General features: G+C 60.1%; 17 protein-coding genes. 6 read left to right on the top strand and 11 right to left on the bottom strand.

Annotated features, from left to right (window positions below; all coding sequences use genetic code 11):
* Positions 1 to 73 precede the first annotated feature (73 nt).
* The 3 genes from pncA to sppA all read right to left on the bottom strand — a co-directional run bounded on the left by pncA (position 74) and on the right by sppA (position 3,660).
* Positions 74 to 715: a bifunctional nicotinamidase/pyrazinamidase gene (gene pncA, locus E0L16_RS09975; RefSeq protein WP_131636837.1), complete on the bottom strand. Its 642-nt coding sequence runs from the start codon at positions 713 to 715 to the stop codon at positions 74 to 76.
* Between the two features lie 9 nt (positions 716 to 724).
* Complete coding sequence (gene ansA, locus E0L16_RS09970; RefSeq protein ID WP_032673734.1) at positions 725 to 1,741, bottom strand: asparaginase; 1,017 nt, start codon at positions 1,739 to 1,741, stop codon at positions 725 to 727.
* Positions 1,742 to 1,803: 62 nt separating this feature from the next.
* A complete protein-coding gene (sppA, locus tag E0L16_RS09965; RefSeq protein ID WP_131636836.1) occupies positions 1,804 to 3,660 on the bottom strand; it encodes a signal peptide peptidase SppA in 1,857 nt (618 codons plus the stop codon).
* Between the two features lie 167 nt (positions 3,661 to 3,827).
* Between sppA and E0L16_RS09960 the strand changes: the two genes are divergently transcribed.
* The 3 genes from E0L16_RS09960 (at position 3,828) to E0L16_RS09950 (ending at position 7,466) form a co-directional block, all read left to right on the top strand.
* Entirely contained in the window at positions 3,828 to 4,379 is a 552-nt protein-coding gene (locus tag E0L16_RS09960) for an NAD(P)H nitroreductase (RefSeq protein WP_063866436.1), read from the top strand.
* Positions 4,380 to 4,495: 116 nt separating this feature from the next.
* Entirely contained in the window at positions 4,496 to 5,539 is a 1,044-nt protein-coding gene (selD, locus tag E0L16_RS09955) for a selenide, water dikinase SelD (RefSeq protein ID WP_063866437.1), read from the top strand.
* Between the two features lie 4 nt (positions 5,540 to 5,543).
* Positions 5,544 to 7,466, top strand: coding sequence for a DNA topoisomerase III (locus E0L16_RS09950; RefSeq protein WP_063866439.1), 1,923 nt, complete (start codon positions 5,544 to 5,546; stop codon positions 7,464 to 7,466).
* 117 nt (positions 7,467 to 7,583) lie between these two features.
* Here the strand turns inward: E0L16_RS09950 and gdhA are convergent, their stop codons facing one another.
* The gene (gdhA, locus tag E0L16_RS09945) at positions 7,584 to 8,927 is read right to left on the bottom strand and encodes an NADP-specific glutamate dehydrogenase (protein ID WP_131636835.1); all 1,344 of its coding nucleotides are present in this window, start codon (positions 8,925 to 8,927) and stop codon (positions 7,584 to 7,586) included.
* 225 nt (positions 8,928 to 9,152) lie between these two features.
* Here gdhA and E0L16_RS09940 point away from each other — a divergent pair, with 225 nt between their 5' ends.
* Positions 9,153 to 9,425 carry a YnjH family protein gene (locus E0L16_RS09940; protein ID WP_131636834.1) on the top strand — a complete coding sequence of 91 codons (273 nt, stop codon included), beginning with the start codon at positions 9,153 to 9,155 and terminating at the stop codon, positions 9,423 to 9,425.
* Here E0L16_RS09940 and E0L16_RS09935 read toward each other — a convergent pair.
* Complete coding sequence (locus tag E0L16_RS09935) at positions 9,385 to 9,801, bottom strand: pyrimidine (deoxy)nucleoside triphosphate diphosphatase (RefSeq protein ID WP_063449009.1); 417 nt, start codon at positions 9,799 to 9,801, stop codon at positions 9,385 to 9,387. The genes E0L16_RS09940 and E0L16_RS09935 overlap by 41 nt on opposite strands.
* A 75-nt stretch (positions 9,802 to 9,876) precedes the next feature.
* Here E0L16_RS09935 and E0L16_RS09930 point away from each other — a divergent pair, with 75 nt between their 5' ends.
* Complete coding sequence (locus E0L16_RS09930) at positions 9,877 to 10,449, top strand: carboxymuconolactone decarboxylase family protein (protein WP_063866442.1); 573 nt, start codon at positions 9,877 to 9,879, stop codon at positions 10,447 to 10,449.
* On the top strand, positions 10,439 to 11,056 hold the full coding sequence (locus E0L16_RS09925) for a CDP-alcohol phosphatidyltransferase family protein (RefSeq protein WP_112792867.1): 618 nt from the start codon (positions 10,439 to 10,441) through the stop codon (positions 11,054 to 11,056). The genes E0L16_RS09930 and E0L16_RS09925 overlap by 11 nt, the downstream gene beginning before the upstream one ends.
* On the opposite strand, the gene E0L16_RS09920 is transcribed toward E0L16_RS09925, so the two are convergent.
* From E0L16_RS09920 to xthA, 6 genes are all read right to left on the bottom strand, one after another.
* A complete protein-coding gene (locus E0L16_RS09920; protein WP_131636833.1) occupies positions 11,053 to 12,360 on the bottom strand; it encodes a rhodanese-like domain-containing protein in 1,308 nt (435 codons plus the stop codon). The genes E0L16_RS09925 and E0L16_RS09920 overlap by 4 nt on opposite strands.
* Positions 12,361 to 12,433: 73 nt before the next feature.
* Complete coding sequence (locus E0L16_RS09915) at positions 12,434 to 13,054, bottom strand: ATP-binding cassette domain-containing protein (protein ID WP_063866444.1); 621 nt, start codon at positions 13,052 to 13,054, stop codon at positions 12,434 to 12,436.
* Entirely contained in the window at positions 13,054 to 14,583 is a 1,530-nt protein-coding gene (locus E0L16_RS09910; RefSeq protein WP_131636832.1) for an ABC transporter permease family protein, read from the bottom strand. The genes E0L16_RS09915 and E0L16_RS09910 overlap by 1 nt, the downstream gene beginning before the upstream one ends.
* Positions 14,556 to 15,716 (bottom strand): ABC transporter substrate-binding protein, encoded by a 1,161-nt coding sequence (locus E0L16_RS09905; RefSeq protein ID WP_131636842.1) that lies wholly within the window; start codon positions 15,714 to 15,716, stop codon positions 14,556 to 14,558. The genes E0L16_RS09910 and E0L16_RS09905 overlap by 28 nt, the downstream gene beginning before the upstream one ends.
* A gap of 15 nt (positions 15,717 to 15,731) precedes the next feature.
* Entirely contained in the window at positions 15,732 to 16,415 is a 684-nt protein-coding gene (locus E0L16_RS09900) for a TVP38/TMEM64 family protein (RefSeq protein WP_131636831.1), read from the bottom strand.
* Positions 16,416 to 16,421: 6 nt separating this feature from the next.
* Positions 16,422 to 17,228, bottom strand: a complete 807-nt coding sequence (xthA, locus tag E0L16_RS09895) for an exodeoxyribonuclease III (protein WP_131636830.1) — start codon at positions 17,226 to 17,228, stop codon at positions 16,422 to 16,424.
* Positions 17,229 to 17,413 lie beyond the last annotated feature (185 nt).

The raw sequence follows: 17,413 nt of genomic DNA, 5'->3' as shown, positions 1-17,413 counted from the left end.
CTGCGCTTACCCGGCCTACAAAACCAGAGAAAGTAGGCCGGGTAAGGCGAAGCCGCCACCCGGCTAAAAAAGCTTACGCCTGCGTCTCCAGCCAGTCGGCCAGCGTATACAGCGTTGCGCCTTCCGCCGCCATATCCATAAACGCCTGGGCGCTGTCCTGCGGCTGAATATTCACTCCACGACTCCCGTCGGTGATGACATTCACGGTATAGCCCAACTGGAGCGCGTCCAGCACCGTAAACTTCACGCAGTAGTCCGTTGCCAGACCCAGCACAATCAGCTCGGTGATCTCATGTTGGCGTAACCACGCGTCCAGCGCTGTTTTCTGGCGGTGGCCGTTATCGAAAAAAGCGCTGTAGCTGTCGATTGTCGGGTTTTCGCCCTTGTGAAACACGGCGTCGATCGCCTTCTGGTTCAGCAGCGGATGCAGCTCGGCGCCTTCCGTCTGCTGTACGCAGTGATCGGGCCAGAAGGTTTGCGCCAGCCCGTCCAGCTCGCCCTGGCTATAAGGCTCAACGTTGTGCTGGCTGGCAAAGCTGCCGTGGTTTGCCGGATGCCAGTCCTGACTCGCCACGACCGCTTCACCGCGAGCCTTACACCACGCAATCAGCGAATTGGCGACGTCTACGGTGCTGTCGCCTTCCGCGACGGCCAGCGCGCCGCCCGCACAGAAATCATTTTGCAAATCGACCAGTAACAGGGCGCGTTGCTTCATGGGAACTCCTTATTCGTCCGGCGTCAGTTCGCCGCGCAGGTTTTGCATCATGGCGCGGCGAATGGAATCAATATCCAGATCCTGACTCAGTAAATAGTGAAGTTTAGTCAGCGTTGCCTCAACGGTCATATCGAATCCGCTGATCACGCCCGCGTGCGCCAGGGCATTACCGGTGGCGTAGCCGCCCATGTTGACCTTGCCGGACATGCACTGGGTGAGGTTGACCACCACAATCCCGCGATCGCTCGCCTCCTGAAGCTCTTTCAGGAACTCACCGTTCTGCGGGGCGTTACCCACACCATAGGAGCGCAGGATCAGCGCCTTCACCGGCTGGCGCAGGAAGTTGCGCACCACGTCGGCGGAGATGCCAGGATAAATCGTCACCACGCCAATCGGCTGCGGGGTAATCGGGTGAACAATCAGCTCGCCTGCGGTGTTTGGCGCAGGCGGCGTGCCCAGACGACGGATGTGGATCCCCGCTTCCAGCAGCGGTTGCAGGTTAGGCGAGGCAAAAGCGTCAAAACCATCGGCGTGCGCTTTAGTGGTACGGTTCCCGCGGTACAGCCGGTTGTTGAAGAACAGCGACACTTCGTTGATCGGGTAATTAGCGGCCACGTACAGGGAGTTAAGCAGGTTGATCTGCCCGTCCGAACGCAGTTCCGCCAGCGGGATCTGCGAGCCGGTCACGATGACGGGCTTGCTCAGGTTCTCCAGCATAAAGGAGAGCGCCGAGGCGGTGAACGCCATGGTGTCGGTGCCGTGCAGGATCACGAAGCCGTCATACTGGTCGTAATGGGCTTTAATATCGTCCGCGATATGCTGCCAGTCTTCCGGCGTCATGTCGGAGGAGTCCATCAGCGGCTCATACTCGTGGATGGTGAAGTCCGGCATTTCCGGACGGTGGAATTCAGGCATCAGCGCCAGCTGGCGCTGCAAGTGACCGGAAACCGGGATATAGCCATTTTCCGAGCGCTGCATACCGATGGTACCGCCGGTATAGGCGACATAAATTGATTTCTTCTGCATGGTAGTGAGTTCTTGTTCTTCAAAAGAAAAAATCCCCTCTTCACGGGAAGAGGGGACGGTTTTTAACGCACGTTCGCACACATCAGGCAAAACGCGTAACGGCTTTGCGGATCGTTGAAGGCCGCGAGCTTATCGCTCTCCGCTTTCATGGCTTTAGCCGCAGTCGCTACCGGCGCCGGCAGATACGCCTGAAGCGCTTCCGGCAGCATGGCGCGGACGGAGCCGGACATGCTGTCCATAACCATATCGAAGAACGTCGGTTCGTCCTGATAATAGTCCACGTGCCACTGCTTCAGCTTCGCCAGTTCCGCCGCTTTCTTCACGGCGTCATCGAAGTCACCCAGGCTGTCTACCAGACCGTTGCTCTTCGCATCCTGGCCGGTCCAGACGTGGCCCTGCGCGATCTGGTCAATCTGGTCTGGCGTCTTTTTACGGGAATCCGCCACCAGCGTGATGAAACGCTTATAGCCACTCTCAATGCTGAGCTGCATCATCTCAGACACCTCAGGCGGCAGAGATTTCGTCACGGACACATCCGCCAGCGGCGAGGTGGAAACGCCGTCGGTATGAACGCCGAGATAATCCAGGCTGTTCTCTACGGTGTTGATCACCCCGAAGATGCCGATTGAACCCGTCAGCGTGCTTGGGTTCGCCACGATGTAGTTAGCCGGCGTGGAGATCCAGTAACCCCCGGAAGCCGCCATGCCGCCCATAGATACGACGACCGGCTTGCCCGCGGCGCGCGCGGCGGCCAGCTCAGCGCGGATCACCTCGGAGGCGCTGACGCTGCCGCCTGGGCTGTTGACGCGCAGAACAATGGCTTTCACTTTCGGATCCAGGCGAGCATCGCGGATCTGCGACGCGGTGGTATCACCGCCGACGTTACCCGGGGTTTCCTCACCGTCCATAATGGCGCCGTTGGCAAACACCACGGCAACGCTGTCGCCGCTGTCGTCCGGTTTTTTCGCGGCGTAGTCATACATGCTGATGGCGCTGTAGTTTTTGTCCTCTTTACTCCAGCCGAACTGTTTGGTCAGCGCTTTTTCAATTTCAGCGCTGGAGCCCAGCCGATCGACCAGTTTGTTATCAAGCGCGTATTTCGCCGTATCGCCGTCCACCTTGCGCAGTCCGTCCAGCACGCCGCGCGCGCCCGGGAAGACCTGCTCAGCGGTCATTTGACGGTTAGCGGCAATGGTGCCGAGGTAGTTCTGCCACAGCTCGCCAATCCAGCGGCTGTCCGCTTCACGGGCCGCAGGGGACATATCATCGCGGATGAACGGCTCCACGGCGGATTTATAGGTCCCGACGCGGAAGACGTGGGTGGTGACCTTCAGCTTGTCGAGCAGCGTTTTATAGTACAGACCGTTAGTGGCGAAGCCATGAAGATCGACCGTGCCCTGCGGCGAAAGCCAGATTTTATTGGCAAAGCTCGCCAGATAATATTGCCCCTGGGTGTAGCTGTCGCCAACGGCAATGACCGGCTTTCCGCTGTCGCGGAATTCGCGCAGCGCTTTACCGATGTACTGCATTGACGGCTGATCGGCCCCGGCAAAATCTTTCAGGTCCAGCACGATACCCGTAATGTTACGGTCGTCTTTGGCCTGACGGATGATGTCAACGATATCAAACAGGGAGTTTTCCTGAAGACGGTCTGACGTTGCGCCAAAAAGCTGGCGGCCAATCACGCCCAGACGGTTGCTGGTAGACGGCTTATCGACAATCACCCCGGTGATGTCGAGCAGCAGCGCGCCGCGCGTCGAATTCTGCGCCTGGCTGGTGCTGCTGATATGCATCCAGATCCCCACGCAGACCAGGACCAGGAAGATGAAGAAGATATTCATCACCAGGTTGCGGACGAAGTTGAGCAGTCGCCACGTCCATTTAAAGAAACCGGCAAAGATTCGCCAAAGGGTTCGCATGTATTCTCCCTAACCAGAAAAGGACTGTTTCCGTCGCCACGGGACGGTAATGTGCGGTTATCGTAATGACCCAACCGCCACTTGTCAGCAGGAATCGCCTGCCGCGCTGTAACAAATTCTGCTGTCGTGTTAATTTTGTGAGTAAATTTCACGAAAGGAGTTAACCAATGGACGCACTTGAACTGCTTGTTAACCGTCGTAGCGCTTCCCGCCTGGCCGAACCGGCACCCGTCGGCGAGCAGCTGGAAAACATTCTGCGTGCCGGAATGCGTGCGCCGGACCACGGCACATTGCAGCCGTGGCACTTCTTTATTATTGAAGGCGAAGGGCGTGACCGCTTCAGCCAGCTGCTGGAGCAGGGGGCTATTGCCGCAGGCCAGGATGAGAAGGGGATTGATAAAGCCCGCAACGCGCCGTTCCGCGCCCCGATGATTATTGCCGTCGTGGCAAAATGCCAGCCTGACCATAAGGTGCCGGTCTGGGAGCAGGAGATGTCCGCCGGTTGCGCGGTAATGGCAATGCAGATGGCCGCCCTCGCGCAGGGCTTTAACGGCATCTGGCGTACCGGCCCGCTGACCGGGAGCGCCGCCGTGCGGGAAGGCTTCTCATGCGGTGAACACGATAAGATTGTCGGCTTCCTCTACCTCGGCACTCCTCAGCTTAAAGCCTCCAGCACCATTAGCGTGCCGGACACCACGCCTTTCGTCAGCCGTTTTTAACCACACGCGCTAAACTGTCTGGATTCTGAGCATCCGCCGCAGAATTCAGACAGTCATACTTACCTCTTTATGGAATGAGCGCTACCATAGCGCGATTGAGATGACAGGAGACGTCCATGAGCGAGCAAACCATTCGTTTAACGCAGTACAGCCACGGAGCCGGTTGCGGTTGTAAAATTTCCCCGAAAGTGCTGGAGACCATTCTGCACAGTGAACAGGCGAAGTTTGTCGACCCGAACCTGCTTGTCGGTAACGAAACGCGTGACGATGCAGCGGTTTATGACTTAGGTAACGGCACCAGCATTATCAGCACCACTGATTTCTTTATGCCGATCGTCGACAACCCGTTCGACTTCGGGCGCATTGCGGCCACCAACGCCATCAGCGATATCTTTGCGATGGGCGGCAAGCCGATTATGGCGATCGCCATTCTGGGCTGGCCCGTCAACACCCTTGCGCCAGAGATTGCCCGTGACGTGATCGAAGGCGGGCGCTTCGCCTGCCAGCAGGCGGGAATTGCGCTGGCTGGCGGCCACTCCATTGATGCGCCGGAGCCGATCTTCGGCCTGGCCGTCACCGGCGTGGTGCCGACCGAACGCGTGAAGCGCAACAGCACCGCGCAGGCGGGCTGCAAGCTGTTCCTCACCAAGCCACTGGGCATTGGCGTACTGACGACCGCAGAGAAAAAATCGCTGCTTAAGCCTGAACACGTCGGGCTTGCGACGGAGGTCATGTGCCAGATGAACCTCGCGGGTGCGGCTTTCGCCAGTATTGATGGCGTGAAGGCAATGACCGACGTGACCGGTTTTGGTCTGCTGGGGCACCTGTCAGAAGTGTGTCAGGGGGCGGGCGTGCAGGCGCAGGTCTGGTATCAGGACGTGCCGAAGCTGCCGGGCGTGGAAGAGTACATTGCTCAGGGCGCCGTTCCGGGCGGGACGCAGCGCAACTTCGCCAGCTACGGCCACCTGATGGGCGAAATGCCGGAAGCGTGGCGCAACCTGCTGTGCGATCCGCAAACCTCCGGCGGCCTGCTGCTGGCGGTGACCCCGGAAGCGGAAGCTGACGTTCAGGCGACGGCCGCCGAATTTGGCATCACCCTGACGGCCATTGGCGAGCTGGTGACCGCCCGCGGTGGCCGCCCGATGATTGAGATCCGTTAATTCGATGCGGTTGTTTATTGCCGAAAAGCCGAGCCTGGCCCGTGCCATCGCCGACGTGCTGCCTAAGCCGCATCGCAAAGGCGACGGCTTTATCGAATGCGGTAACGGGCAGGTGGTCACATGGTGTATCGGTCACCTGCTTGAACAGGCGCAGCCGGATGTCTACGACAGCCGCTATGCCCGCTGGAATCTCAACGATCTGCCGATCGTGCCGGAAAAGTGGCGTCTGCAACCTCGTCCTTCCGTCACTAAACAGCTTAACGTCATCAAGCGCTTCCTGCATGAGGCGACGGAGGTGGTGCATGCGGGTGACCCGGACAGGGAAGGGCAGTTGCTGGTAGACGAAGTGCTGGACTACCTGGAGCTGGCGCCGGAGAAGCGTCAGCAGGTACAGCGCTGTCTGATTAACGATCTCAACCCGCAGGCGGTGGAGCGCGCGATTTCGCGCCTGCGCGCCAACAGCGAATTTATCCCCCTGTGTGTCTCCGCGCTGGCCCGTGCCCGCGCGGACTGGCTGTACGGGATCAACATGACCCGCGCCTACACCATCCTCGGACGCAATGCGGGCTATCAGGGCGTGCTCTCCGTGGGCCGCGTGCAAACCCCGGTGCTGGGGCTGGTGGTGCGTCGTGACGAAGAGATCGAAAATTTCGTCGCCAAGGATTTCTTTGAAGTCAAAGCGCATATCGTCACGCCGAAAGACGAGCGCTTTACCGCCGTCTGGCAGCCGAGCGACGCCTGTGAGTCGTATCAGGACGAAGAGGGGCGGCTGCTGCATCGTCCGCTGGCGGAGCACGTGGTCAACCGCATTACCGGCCAGCCCGCAATCGTCACCAGCTATAACGATAAACGGGAATCAGAGCCTGCACCGCTGCCGTTTTCCCTTTCGGCATTGCAGATTGAGGCCGCGAAAAAGTTTGGCCTGAGCGCGCAGAACGTGCTCGATATCTGCCAGAAGCTTTACGAGACCCACAAGCTGATCACCTATCCGCGTTCGGACAGCCGCTATCTGCCGGAAGAGCACTTCGCTGGCCGCCATTCGGTGATGAACGCCATTGGCGTTCATGCGCCGGATCTGCTGCCTCAGCCAGCGGTGAACCCGGATACCCATAACCGCTGCTGGGACGATAAAAAAGTCGATGCCCACCACGCGATTATCCCGACGGCGCGCGCCAGCAGCGTCAACCTTAGCGACAACGAAGCAAAGGTCTATAACCTGATCGCGCGTCAGTACCTGATGCAGTTCTGCCCGGACGCGGTGTTCCGCAAGTGCACGATCGAGCTGGAGATTGCCAAAGGCAAATTTATTGCGAAAGCGCGTTTCCTCGCGGAAGCGGGCTGGCGCACGCTGCTCGGCAACAAAGAGCGCGACGAGGAGAACGACGGCACGCCGCTGCCGGTGGTGGCGAAAGGTGACGAGTTGCTGTGCGAGAAGGGCGAAGTGGTTGAACGTCAGACCCAGCCGCCGCGCCACTTCACCGACGCCACGCTCCTTTCCGCGATGACCGGGATCGCCCGTTTTGTGCAGGATAAAGATCTGAAGAAGATCCTCCGCGCCACCGACGGTCTGGGCACGGAGGCAACCCGAGCGGGGATCATCGAATTGCTGTTCAAGCGCGGTTTCCTGGAGAAAAAAGGGCGCTATATCCACTCAACGGAGCCGGGCCGGGCGCTCATCCACTCCCTGCCGGAGCTGGCCGCAAGGCCGGATATGACGGCGCACTGGGAGTCGGTGCTGACGCAAATCAGCGAAAAGCAGTGTCGTTACCAGGACTTTATGCAGCCGCTGGTGGGCACGCTTTATCAGCTGATTGACCAGGCGCGCAGCACGCCGGTGAAGCGCTTCAGAGGGATGGTTGCGCCCGGTGGCGGGGCGAAGAAGCCGTTCAAAAAGAAAAAGAGCGCGGCCAAAAATACAGCTGCTTAAACCGTAGGCCGGGTAAGGCGCAGCCGTCACCCGGCGAAAAGCGGCTCTGCGGCCCTGAAAAAAAGCCCGGTGGCGCTGACGCTTACCGGGCCTACAGGGCGAGATCGCAGCGAAATGTTAAATCACACCCTGCCCGATCATCGCATCTGCCACCTTCACGAACCCGGCGATGTTGGCGCCGCGCACGTAGTTGGTCTGTGACGCCTCGCCGCCGTACTCCACGCAGGCATGGTGAATATCCAGCATAATGTGGTGCAGACGGGCATCCACTTTCTCTGCCTTCCAGCCCATTCTCGCGGCGTTTTGCGCCATTTCCAGGCCGGACGTTGCCACGCCGCCCGCGTTCGCCGCCTTGCCCGGAGCAAACAGCACGCCTGCTTCGAGGAACAGATCGGTCGCTTCAATGGTGGTGGGCATGTTTGCCCCCTCCGCTACCGCCTTCACGCCGTTGCTAATCAGCGTACGGGCGGCGTCCACGTCCAGCTCGTTTTGCGTTGCGCACGGCAGGGCGATATCCACCGGCACGCCCCACGGCTGCTTGCCTTCCAGGTAGGTCAGGTCAAACTCGCGGGCATAGTCCGCCACGCGCCCGTCGCGGCTGGCTTTGATTTCGCACAGGCGCGCCAGTTTTTCTGCCGTAAAGCCGGCTTCATCCACCACCGTACCGCTGGAGTCGGATGCGGTTACCACGCGCGCGCCAAACGCCATCGCTTTCTCGATAGCGTACTGCGCCACGTTGCCGGAGCCGGAGACCGCCACGCGCATCCCCTCGAAGCTCAGGCCGTGACGCTTAAGCATCGCTTCGGTGAAATAGACCAGACCGTAACCCGTCGCTTCGGGGCGAATCAGGCTGCCGCCAAACGACAGCCCTTTGCCGGTAAAGACGCAGGCGCTGTTGTTGGAGAGTTTTTTCATCATCCCGGCCATAAAGCCCACTTCACGTCCGCCCACGCCAATATCACCGGCAGGGACGTCGGTATCTGGCCCAAGGTGACGATAGAGCTCAGTAACCAGCGCCTGACAGAAGCGCATCACTTCGCCTTCGCTTTTGCCTTTTGGATCGAAATCACTCCCGCCTTTGCCACCGCCCATCGGCAGGGTAGTGAGCGCGTTTTTAAAGGTCTGCTCGAAGCCGAGGAATTTCAGGATCGACAGGTTCACGGACGGATGGAAGCGCATCCCGCCCTTAAAAGGCCCAATGGCGGAGTTAAACTGCACGCGCCACGCGCGGTTGACCTGCACCTGATTGCGATCGTCCACCCATGCCACGCGGAACTGGATCACGCGCTCCGGCTCCACCAGACGTTCAAGCAGCGCCATCTGGCGGTAGCGCGGGTTTTCTTCAAGGAAGGGCCACAGGGTGGTCATCACTTCACGAACAGCCTGGGCGAACTCGCTTTGGTGCGGGTCGCGCTGCTGAACGTGGGCAAGGAAGCTTTCCAGAGAGCGTGTCTGATCCATAGATATAAGAACCTCTTATAATAATTTATGCGCGTGGCGTAGATGTTATGTGTTGTTTTTTTGACTATACCACCCGCACCGCTTTGAGAGGCAAGCAGAAATTTAGGCCGAAAGGGAAATTAATGACGAGGCGCGCGTCATAACCAAAAGCGATGACGAGATAAATTAAAGATCCCGTCGCGATCTACCGTTATAGATATAAACGATGCAAAGGAAAGAAAGTCTATGAACCGTTACGCAATGGCCGCGTTGTGCTTGATGTTTTCCGCCGGGGCGCAGGCTGACCGCCTACGACCGGATGTTGAGGTGAACGTGCCGCCAGAGGTCTTTAGCGCCAGCGGCCAGCGCGCGCAGCCGTGCAGTCAGTGCTGTATTTATCAGGATCAAAACTATTCAGAAGGGGCGGTGGTCAGGGCGGATGGCGTACTGTTGCAGTGCCAGCGCGATGAACGCACCCTCAGTACGAACCCGCTGGTCTGGCGTCGCGTAAAAGAATAAACGCTTCCAGCAGCGGAATATCCGCCGGCGCTAACTCATAGCTGAAAGCGTCTTCTGGCGTGCACCACACCAGCGCCGAGTGGTAGTGCGCCTTCAGCTCGCCGCTAAATTCCGGCACGTGCCAGGCGTGGAGGTGGATCAGCCGCTGCGACACTTCCCGCCGGTGGCTTGCCACATACTGCGCGGGCACGGCCTCAATGCCGAGCTCTTCACGCAGTTCGCGGATCAGCGCTTGGGGCTGGGTCTCACCGGCTTCAACCTTGCCGCCCGCAAATTCCCACATTCCTGGCTGATCCGCATGGGCAGGGCGCTGTGCCAGTAAAATCTTGCCCTCTTTTTCAAGGATGGCCGCAACAACATCGAGTGTTTTCAGCATGTTCGTCAATAATTAATAGCGAAAAACGACATATTATCGTGCCCTTTCAAAGAGTCCAGTCATCAGGAGAAACAGGTGAAAGAGACATCCGCCTGGGTTGCCCCCATTGAATCCCTTCCCGTCAGCCTCAAGCCCATTGCCGCGATGCAGAAAAAACACTTCGGTGCGGTGCTTAACCCTACCCGCTGGTGGGGGCGCATGCCGCGTCTTTTCTGGCTGGTGGCGCTGTTTGTCGGCTATCTGGAGCGGCGCCGGGCGCGATTGACGCCGGTGCTGCGTTCGCTGCTGATGACGCGGGTTTCGCAAATCTGCCACTGCGCATTTTGTATCGATGCCAACAGTCTGCGTCTGGCCGAGCGGAGCGGGGCGCTGGATAAAGTGCAGGCCGTCAGCGACTGGCACCATTCCACCCTGTTCAGCGAAGAGGAGCGCGCGGCGCTGGCCTTTGCGGAGGCGGTCACCGCCACGCCGCCTCGGGTGGATGAAAATATCAAAAGCCAGCTAAAGCGCCACTTTACGGAAGAGACCATCACTGAAATGACGGCCCTGATTGCTTTTCAGAACCTTTCCGCCCGCTTTAATGCCGCACTGGATATTCCGGCGCAGGGGCTGTGCGCCACGTTTAAAGGTAAACCGCATGCTGGATAAACATCTGCACCCCCGGCTGAAGCCCGGGCTGAATCAGCTGGCTGCCGCGCTGGATAAACCGTTTATCACGCCTGACGGGTTGACGCTCGCCGGGTTTGGCATCGGCGTGCTGGCGTTACCGTTTCTGGCGCTGGGCTGGTATCCGGCGGCGCTGGTCGCCATTGTGCTGAACCGGCTACTGGACGGGCTGGACGGCGCGCTGGCGCGTCGCCGTGGCCTGACGGATGCGGGAGGGTTTCTTGATATCGCCCTCGACTTCCTGTTTTACGCCCTGGTGCCGTTTGGCTTCGCGCTGGCCGCACCGGCTGAAAATGCGATTGCCGCCGCCTGGCTGCTGTTCGCGTTTATCGGCACGGGCAGCAGCTTTCTGGCCTTTGCCGCGCTGGCGGGGAAACATGATATCGACAACCCCGGCTACGCGCACAAGTCGTTTTATTACCTCGGAGGGTTAACGGAAGGAACGGAGACCATCGCGCTGTTTGTGCTGTGCTGCCTGTTTCCGGCACACTTCACGCTGTTTGCCTGGGCGTTTGGCGCGTTGTGCTGGCTGACCACCACAACGCGCATCTGGAGCGGTTACGTGACGCTGAAGTCACTCCCCCGCTAGCGTGTACGCTCCGGGCCGCGCGCGCCGGTGGAGACCGGGTTCTGCGGATGACTGCTCCATTCGTACCACCCGCCGTCGTAGACGGCCACGTGCTTCCAGCCCATGGCGCGGGCGTACATGAAGGCTTCAGACGCGCGCCAGCCGGTGCCGCAGTAAAACGCGACGTGCTGCTCCGGCAGGATATTCCACGCCTTCCACATGGCGGCGATGTCATCGGCACTGCGCATGGTGCCGTCCGGATTGTGGAAATCTTCCATATGGGTCGCGTCGCTGCCCGCATGGCCCCAGCGCGCGCCGGCAATGTCACCTTTTGGCTTGATATAGCTGTAGCCGCTGGTTTCACCGATAAACTCCGGCCAGGAACGAATGCTTACCAGGGATGCATCTTGACGGTGCAGCATTCCCCGGGCCTGTTCCATATCCACCATCAGCTGGGGTTGACCCGGGATCGGCGCGCCAAAATCAGGGGCTGGCTTCACGTTCTCAGGCGTTCCGCGCTCAACGGGCAGGCTGGCGTCTGACCATGCCTTCCAGCCGCCGTCCAGAATACGCACATCCTTCACGCCCGCGTAGAGCATGATCTGCGCTACGCGCGCGGCGGCATACACATCGCGACCGTACAGAATGACGGTGGTATCGTGACGGATCCCGTGCTTCGCCAGCATCGCTTTCAGCTTCTCGTCAGAGACCTTATTCCACAGCGGCTCGCTTTCCACTTCGTTGGTGTCAATGTAGCCCGCGCCGGGAATGTGGCTCAGGAGATAAAGCTTCGGCGCACCCCAGCCAGCCTCAATCACCTTCCAGTCGCCCGCCGGCGCGGCGGTAACCGGTTTACCCTGCTGCAACCGGTGGATCCACTGCGGATAAACCAGCTGTTCGAAATGCGCCAGCCGTTGCAGACGGTCAGCCTGTTGCAGGGCATCGCTCAGGATGGAAACGCGGGTAAAGCCTGCTTTTTCCAGCCGCGTTTTGACGGTCTGGTTGTCGTCATCGTTGCCATAGAGCGCCACCGGCACGTCTGGCGTCAGCCGGTGCTGTTTTGCCCAGCCGCTGAGCTGTTCATCGCTCATTGCCTTAAGCCAGCGGGCAGAGAGATTAAGCGCGGCGGGCTCGTGCCCGGACGTTCCGCTCAGGGTCTGCGGCCAGCCGTTATAGAACGCACTGATACGCGTATCGATTACCGCGCCGTTCTTAGCCTGTAGCTGGGCCAGGGTGAGGGAGTGGGGCATATCAGCCGCCGTGGAGGAAAGTGAAGCGAGGCCGCAGATCAGGGCCAGCGCGGTCAGTTGAGAAACACGTTTCATCGAAAAACCTGACGTCATTAAAAGAGGATGGCATTGTCGTCGCTCCTGAGGCCAAAAACATTGCGTTAGCACATTATTGCCAGCGAGAAATCTCAATCACCTCCCCGCCGGGCGGAATATCTTCCTCATCGTGGGTGACCAGCACCACCGGGATCCTGCGCTGACGAGCGATCTCAAATACCCATGCGCGGAATGAGGCGCGCAGCGCTTTATCCAGACGACTGAACGGCTCGTCGAGCAGCAATGCCTGCGGCTGGGCGAGGAGGGCGCGCAACAGGCTCACCCGGGCGCGCTCGCCGCCGGAAAGGGTAGCCGGATCGCTGGCGTAGTGGTTTGCCAGCCCGGCAGTGTCCAGGGCCTGCTCGACCGCCTCGCGCCGGGCGCGCCCGGCAACGTGCGCCGGCAGCGCCAGCATCAGGTTTTGCCCCACGCTGAAGGCGTCAAACAGCAGGGCATCCTGAAAGAGAATGCCGATCCCGCGCGTTTCCACGGGAAGCAGATCGCAGCGACGATCGTTCAGCCACAGCTCGCCGTGCGCCTTAAAATCAGCGGATAACGCGCCCACCATCCAGGCGAAAAGGGTCGATTTCCCGCTCCCGGATGGCCCCATTAGCGTGACGATCTCCCCCGCCGGGACGCGGAAGTTGACCTCATGAAAGAGCGGCGAAATGGTGAGATTTTTCACGTTCAGCATCAACGTAATCCTTGTCTGTAACGGCCTACGAGGCGGGAGAGCAGCGCGGCAAGGGCAAAGACGCTGCTGGTCAACAGCAGCAGACCCAGCGCCCGGTTAGCCAGAACGGGCACGCTGCCGCCGCTGCTGAGGGCGACGGCCTCCGTTGTCAGGGTGGCGAGACGGCCCGTCCCCAGCCAGAGGGTAGGCATGTACTGGGCCATGCTCACGGAAAAGCCGGCTGCAAAGGCCAGCAGCGCCGGGCGAACCATCAATGGGCATTTTACGCGCCAGAAAATTTTCGCCCGTCGCCAGCCCAGCGTTCTGGCGGTCAGGATCAGACGGGGATCGATCCTGCGCCAGGCCGGTTGCAGCACCAGAAGCATCCACGGGATGACCCAGAGCATATGGCTCCAGAGCACCGCAGCGTACTCGCCGTCAATGCCCAGCCACAGCGCAACGGCATATTGCCCGGATACGAGCGGCAGCGCCGGGAGGGCAAGCGGCAGCCAGATCCACACCGCGCCGCGCCGCGGCCCCCACTCAAGCCAGAGCAGGATGATTGCCAGCGCTATCAGGCTCGACAGCAGTCCCAGCGAAAGGCTGTCGCTGACGGGGCCGACGTCGTCCCGGCGTGCCAGCAACAGCAGGACAAGCGCGCAGAGCACGCCGCACAGCGGCAGTAGCGCGCCCAGCGTACGTGCAGGCAGTACGAAATGAGAAGGACGACGGATCCCGGAGGTGTCCGGCCCGGCGCGCCGCCATGCCGCCCAGAGACCGTAACCTGCGGCTGCCAGCGTGGCCAGCAGCAGGAGTAACACCAGACACAGCAGCGTTCCCTTGGTGTGCTGCTGCGCATCGCCCTGGGTGAGCCACTGCCAGGCCAGTACCGCCAGCGTCGGCGGGTTGCCCGGCCCGAGCACAATGGCCACATCCACCGCGGATAGCGACCAGGCCAGCACCGCCAGCATCACGGCGCCCAGCGCCGGGGCGATGGCCGGAAGGATGAGCCAGCCGAGCGCCTGTATCCGCCCATAGCCGAAGGTATGCAGCACGATTTTCTGCTGGGCGAGGCGCTTTTCAGGCAGCGCGGCGTAGATCGCCCACAGAACGAACGCACTCTCTTTGACCGCCAGCGTCAGGCCAAGCCCGATACCGTAGCGGTCCAGCTGCGGCGAGCAGAATGTACAGAGCCGGTAAAACTGACCGCCTTCCGCAAACAGCAGCAGCGCACTGGTGGCGAAGGCGACGTGCGGCACGGCTAACAGCCACGGCAGGCGGGCACTCAGGCGTTGCCAGCCTTCACCGGGCCAGAGAAGCGCAAGCAGGCTCAGGGCGATAATCAGCGAACCCAGCGTCGCGATCAGCGCTGACACCAGCGTGGCGGCCAGCGCCTGCGGCAGCTGTGGGTCGGCAAACAGCGCCGCCCAGTTGGCGAAAGAGAACGCCGGAGCCAGCAGCATGCCGCTGGCGGGAAGCAGCGGCAGATAGATCACCGCCATTGCTACCCACACCAGCCCGCTTAGCGGGTTCCGTAGCGGCGAAGCCATTCCTGCTCCAGGGCGTTCACCCAGGCGGCGTGCGGTTCGGGAAGCACATCTGGGGTGTCCGAAGGGGTAAAGGTGCGAAGCTGTTTTGCCGCTGTCGTAGGCAGTTTTTCGCCGTCCAGCACGCTCGGGTCACCCCAGACGGCAGGATCGGCTTTGCGGATCTGCGCCTGGGGTGACAGCAGGAAGTTCGCCACCACTTTTGCGCCCGCGCTCGCGCTCGCATTTGCCGGGATAGCGACAAAATGCACGTTGCCAATCATGCCCTGGCTAAAGCCGAAGCTGTAGCTGTCGGCAGGCAGTTCACCGCTCGCCACCTTTTGCTGCGCGTGGGCCGGATTAAACGTCAGCGACAGGTTCAGGCTGCCGCTGGCCAGCAGCGTATCCATGCGCGCAGGCGACGGAGGAAAATCGTTCCCTTCACGCCACAGCAGGGGGTGCAGCGTATCAAGATAGCGCCACAGCGGCGCGGTAACCTGCGCAAAGGTATTATCCGGCGCCTTTTTCAACGCCTCCGGATGGGCGGTCAACGCCAGCAGTAGCTGCTCAAGAAACGCGGTGCCGGTAAAATCAGGAGGGCGCGGATAGCTCACCTTACCGGGATGTTGCTGAGCGTAAACCAGCAGCGCGCGGGGATCTGCCGGCGGCGTCGGCATGCTCGATTTCCGGGCAATAAAGGTTAGCTGCGCGCCGCCCCAGGGGGATTCTGCGCCCTCGGTAGGAAGGGCAAAATCTTCCGTCACCGGCTTGCGGGTATCGACATAACGCCAGTTGGGCAGGGTTTGCGCCCAGCCGGTGAGCAGCAGGTTCGCCTCTTTCAGCGTGCGGAAGTTTTCACCGTTTACCCAGAGCAGATCCACCGACCCGTTACGGCTGCGTCCTGCGGCCTGTTCCGTCTGGATCCGCTTCACCGCGTCGGCGGCATCGGCCAGGTGAACGATCTTCAGGTTGATGGCGTAGTGCGTTTTCACTTCGCCGCTCACCCAGTCCAGGTAGCGGTTAACGGCCTCATCGCCGCCCCAGGCGTTAAACCAGACGGTCTGCCCGCTGGCCTGCTGTTGAATGGATTGCCAGCTCTGGGCAGCAAAGACGGGCGTTGCCAGCAGCAGACCCGTCAGAAACGCGCAAAAACGCACCTGGCGCATAATGCCTCACTTTTTAATCGAAGGGATGTATCGGGAAAACAGCCGGCGCGTAGCCAGCGGTAATAACCCCAGTAGTGTAAAGGCGAACAGCAATCCCGGCGACAGAATATCGCGCAGCGAGGTGAGTTTCCCCAGTTCGCGCCCGGCGTTCAGATAGATGACGGTGGCAGGCAGCATGGCAAGCTGGCTCACCCACCAGTAGTGACGCACCTTAAGTCGGGTAAGGCCCATCAGCAGATTGACCAGAAAGAACGGAAACAATGGCATCAGGCGCAGGGCAAAAAGGTAGCGCGCGCCGTCGCGATCCATCCCCGCATCGATCGTGTTCATCTGTGCAGCAAAGCGCCGTTGCACCCAGTCCCGCAGCAGATAACGGCTGACGAGCATGGCAAGCGTGGCGCCAAGCGTCGAGGCAAATGAGACCAAAAGCGTCGCCTCCCACAGGCTGAAAAGCGCCCCGCCGAGCAGCGTCAGAAGCGCGGCTCCGGGGATCGACAGCGCGGAGACCAGAACGTAAACCGCAAAATAGAGCAGCGCGCTCTGAAGGGGCGCTTGCTCCACACGATTAAGCAACGTTTGATGATGCATTTTTAACGCGTCGAGGGAGAGGACGCCCGGAGGCAGCAAAACAACGATCAAAACAAATGCGCCCAGAAGGGCGCACAGGAGAATGATTTTTTTACTGTTCACTGAGGATTACAGCTTGAATGTTGCCCATACCGGCGCATGGTCGGACGGCTTTTCCATGCTGCGGATATCATAGTCGATACCGGTTTCAATGCAGCGCTCGGCCAGCGGGGCGCTTGCCAGCAGCAGATCGATTCGCAGGCCACGGTTGTCATCGAAGCCTTTCGAGCGGTAGTCAAACCACGAGAAGCGGTCCTGCGTCTGTGGGTTGGCATGACGGAAGGTATCCACCAACCCCCAGCCGAGCAGGCGCTCCATCCACTCGCGCTCCTCCGGCAGGAAAGAGCATTTGCCGGTGCGCAGCCAGCGCTTGCGGTTCTCTTCGCCGATGCCGATATCCAGATCCGTCGGGCTGATGTTCATGTCGCCCATGATCAGCACCGGATTTTCTTTTTTGAGTTCGGTTGCCAGGTAATTTTGCAGATCCTGATAAAACTTCGCTTTAGCCGGGAATTTGGTTTCATGATCGCGGCTTTCACCCTGCGGAAAATAGCCGTTGATGACGGTAACGTTGCCGAGTGCGGAAGGAATTTCCGCCATGATGATGCGGCGTTGCGCCTCTTCACCGTCCCCCGGGAAGCCACGACGCACCGAGACCGGCGTATCTTTGGTCAGCAGCGCAACGCCGTAGTGGCCTTTCTGACCGTGGTAAAAGACGTTATAGCCCAGCTTCGCTACCTCTTCGAGCGGGAACATATCGTCGTGAACTTTTGTCTCCTGCAAGCCGATCACATCTGGCTGATGTTGCTCAACAATCGCTTCAAGCTGGTGAGGGCGGGCACGCAGGCCGTTGATATTAAAAGAGACAAATTTCATAGTCGCTGCCAATGCAAGGTGAATAGTGCATGGATGGTAACAGAATTTACGTCGTCTGTTATCCGCTTCGCCCAATTACTGCGACAGATAATGCCAACGGTGCAATATTTGCACCATTTCGACGCGCATTGCCCTCAAACAGGGCGTAAAGAACCGATAAATTTCGCGAGCGATCACAATTCCAG

It is taken from the genome of Enterobacter quasihormaechei (assembly GCF_004331385.1).
GTDB lineage: Bacteria > Pseudomonadota > Gammaproteobacteria > Enterobacterales > Enterobacteriaceae > Enterobacter > Enterobacter quasihormaechei.
Note: the sequence above shows the minus strand (reverse complement) of the source record. Positions and strands in the feature narration are given on the sequence as shown.

What these genes read in the sequence shown, in the direction of transcription:
- pncA (WP_131636837.1), bottom strand. Translation starts at nt 715, where the DNA reads ATGAAGCAACGCGCCCTGTTACTGGTCGATTTGCAAAATGATTTCTGT.
- ansA (WP_032673734.1), bottom strand. Translation starts at nt 1,741, where the DNA reads ATGCAGAAGAAATCAATTTATGTCGCCTATACCGGCGGTACCATCGGT.
- sppA (WP_131636836.1), bottom strand. Translation starts at nt 3,660, where the DNA reads ATGCGAACCCTTTGGCGAATCTTTGCCGGTTTCTTTAAATGGACGTGG.
- E0L16_RS09960 (WP_063866436.1), top strand. Translation starts at nt 3,828, where the DNA reads ATGGACGCACTTGAACTGCTTGTTAACCGTCGTAGCGCTTCCCGCCTG.
- selD (WP_063866437.1), top strand. Translation starts at nt 4,496, where the DNA reads ATGAGCGAGCAAACCATTCGTTTAACGCAGTACAGCCACGGAGCCGGT.
- E0L16_RS09950 (WP_063866439.1), top strand. Translation starts at nt 5,544, where the DNA reads ATGCGGTTGTTTATTGCCGAAAAGCCGAGCCTGGCCCGTGCCATCGCC.
- gdhA (WP_131636835.1), bottom strand. Translation starts at nt 8,927, where the DNA reads ATGGATCAGACACGCTCTCTGGAAAGCTTCCTTGCCCACGTTCAGCAG.
- E0L16_RS09940 (WP_131636834.1), top strand. Translation starts at nt 9,153, where the DNA reads ATGAACCGTTACGCAATGGCCGCGTTGTGCTTGATGTTTTCCGCCGGG.
- E0L16_RS09935 (WP_063449009.1), bottom strand. Translation starts at nt 9,801, where the DNA reads ATGCTGAAAACACTCGATGTTGTTGCGGCCATCCTTGAAAAAGAGGGC.
- E0L16_RS09925 (WP_112792867.1), top strand. Translation starts at nt 10,439, where the DNA reads ATGCTGGATAAACATCTGCACCCCCGGCTGAAGCCCGGGCTGAATCAG.
- E0L16_RS09920 (WP_131636833.1), bottom strand. Translation starts at nt 12,360, where the DNA reads ATGAAACGTGTTTCTCAACTGACCGCGCTGGCCCTGATCTGCGGCCTC.
- E0L16_RS09915 (WP_063866444.1), bottom strand. Translation starts at nt 13,054, where the DNA reads ATGCTGAACGTGAAAAATCTCACCATTTCGCCGCTCTTTCATGAGGTC.
- E0L16_RS09910 (WP_131636832.1), bottom strand. Translation starts at nt 14,583, where the DNA reads ATGGCTTCGCCGCTACGGAACCCGCTAAGCGGGCTGGTGTGGGTAGCA.
- xthA (WP_131636830.1), bottom strand. Translation starts at nt 17,228, where the DNA reads ATGAAATTTGTCTCTTTTAATATCAACGGCCTGCGTGCCCGCCCTCAC.